This is a genomic window from Pseudomonas sp. AGC41 (assembly GCF_057334555.1).
On record NZ_JBHFJB010000116.1, the window covers coordinates 136,015 to 138,216 of the forward strand.

Genomic DNA, 2,202 nt, shown 5'->3' on the forward strand with positions numbered 1-2,202 from the left:
CCCCCCCCCCCCCACCCCGGCTCCGCCGGCTTTTGTTAAACCCGCCGGGACTACACCGGCCGATGAAAACCAAAATTAGGAGAGATCGACAATGAAGCTTCGTCCTCTGCATGACCGCGTCGTCATCCGTCGCAGCGAAGAAGAGAAGAAAACCGCTGGCGGTATCGTCCTGCCAGGTTCGGCTGCGGAAAAAGCCAACCACGGTGAAGTTCTCGCTGTAGGTCCAGGCAAGGCTCTGGAAAACGGTGAAGTACGTGCGCTGGCCGTGAAAGTGGGTGACAAGGTTGTGTTCGGCCCTTACTCCGGCAGCAACACTGTGAAAGTCGACGGCGAAGACCTGTTGGTAATGAGCGAGAACGAAATCCTCGCCGTTCTCGAAGGCTGATTTCCCCGCTCATTTTCCCGCTACTACTACAAAGTATTTAAGGAATATCGATCATGGCTGCTAAAGAAGTTAAATTCGGCGATTCCGCCCGCAAGAAAATGCTCGCCGGTGTCAACGTCCTGGCTGACGCAGTAAAAGCGACCCTCGGCCCGAAAGGCCGGAACGTGATCATCGAAAAGAGCTTCGGCGCTCCGACCATCACCAAGGACGGCGTTTCCGTAGCCAAGGAAATCGAGCTGAAAGATCGCTTCGAAAACATGGGCGCGCAGCTGGTCAAGGACGTTGCCTCCCGTGCCAACGATGACGCCGGCGACGGTACCACCACGGCCACCGTACTGGCTCAATCGATCGTCAACGAAGGCCTGAAAGCCGTCGCTGCCGGCATGAACCCGATGGACCTCAAGCGTGGCATCGACAAGGCGACCATCGCCATCGTCAAGGAACTGAAGGGTCTGGCCAAGCCTTGCGCCGACTCCAAGGCAATCGCCCAGGTAGGTACCATCTCCGCTAACTCCGACAACTCCATCGGCGACATCATTGCCGAAGCCATGGAAAAAGTCGGCAAGGAAGGCGTGATCACCGTTGAAGAAGGCTCGGGCCTGGAAAACGAACTGTCGGTTGTAGAAGGCATGCAGTTCGACCGTGGCTACCTGTCGCCATACTTCGTCAACAAGCCGGACACCATGGTTGCCGAGCTGGACAGCCCGCTGATCCTGCTGGTCGACAAGAAGATCTCCAACATCCGCGAAATGCTGCCAGTGCTGGAAGCCGTTGCCAAAGCCGGCCGCCCACTGCTGATCGTGGCTGAAGACGTCGAAGGCGAAGCCCTGGCGACCCTGGTCGTGAACAACATGCGTGGCATCGTCAAGGTTGCGGCCGTCAAGGCTCCAGGCTTCGGCGACCGTCGCAAGGCCATGCTGCAGGACATCGCCGTACTGACCGGCGGTACCGTTATCTCCGAAGAGATCGGCCTGAGCCTGGAAAGCACCACCCTGGAGCACCTGGGTAACGCCAAACGCGTGATCCTGTCCAAGGAAAACACCACCGTAATCGACGGTGCTGGCAACGATGCCGATATCCAGGCTCGTGTCACCCAGATCCGCGCACAAGTGGCCGAGACTTCGTCCGACTACGACCGTGAAAAACTGCAAGAGCGTCTGGCCAAGCTGTCCGGCGGTGTTGCGGTGATCAAGGTTGGCGCCGGTTCCGAAGTTGAAATGAAGGAGAAGAAAGCCCGCGTTGAAGACGCCCTGCACGCAACCCGCGCAGCCGTCGAAGAAGGCGTGGTGCCTGGCGGCGGCGTGGCACTGGTTCGTGCCCTGCAAGCCATCAGCGAGCTGAAAGGCGACAACGATGACCAGAACGTTGGCATCCAGTTGCTGCGTCGCGCTGTTGAAGCACCTCTGCGCCAGATCGTTGCCAACTCCGGCGACGAGCCAAGCGTAGTGGTCGACAAGGTCAAGCAGGGTTCGGGTAACTACGGTTACAACGCTGCCACCGGCGAATACGGCGACATGATCGAGATGGGTATCCTGGATCCGGCCAAAGTGACTCGTTCGGCTCTGCAAGCGGCTTCGTCGATTGCCAGCCTGATGATCACCACCGAGGCGATGATCGCTGAGATCAAGGACGACGCTCCAGCTGGCGGCGGCATGCCAGACATGGGCGGCATGGGTGGCATGGGCGGCATGATGTAAGCCAGCCTTACCCCTGTAGCAAAAAACCCCGCCTGTGAAAGCAGGCGGGGTTTTTTATTGCCCTGAGTAACAGCACCAGACTCTGTGGGAGCGAGCCTGCTCGCGAAGGCGGTATAACAA

2 protein-coding genes are annotated in these 2,202 nt (G+C 58.8%); both read left to right on the plus strand.

The genetic code is table 11. The annotated features are described in order from the left end of the window. Positions 1–91: 91 nt before the first annotated feature. Entirely contained in the window at positions 92–385 is a 294-nt protein-coding gene (locus ACE04F_RS20220; protein WP_003204913.1) for a co-chaperone GroES, read from the plus strand. Positions 386–438: 53 nt separating this feature from the next. Beyond that, positions 439–2,082 (plus strand): chaperonin GroEL, encoded by a 1,644-nt coding sequence (gene groL, locus ACE04F_RS20225; protein WP_181288598.1) that lies wholly within the window; start codon positions 439–441, stop codon positions 2,080–2,082. The last annotated feature ends 120 nt before the right edge of the window (positions 2,083–2,202 follow it).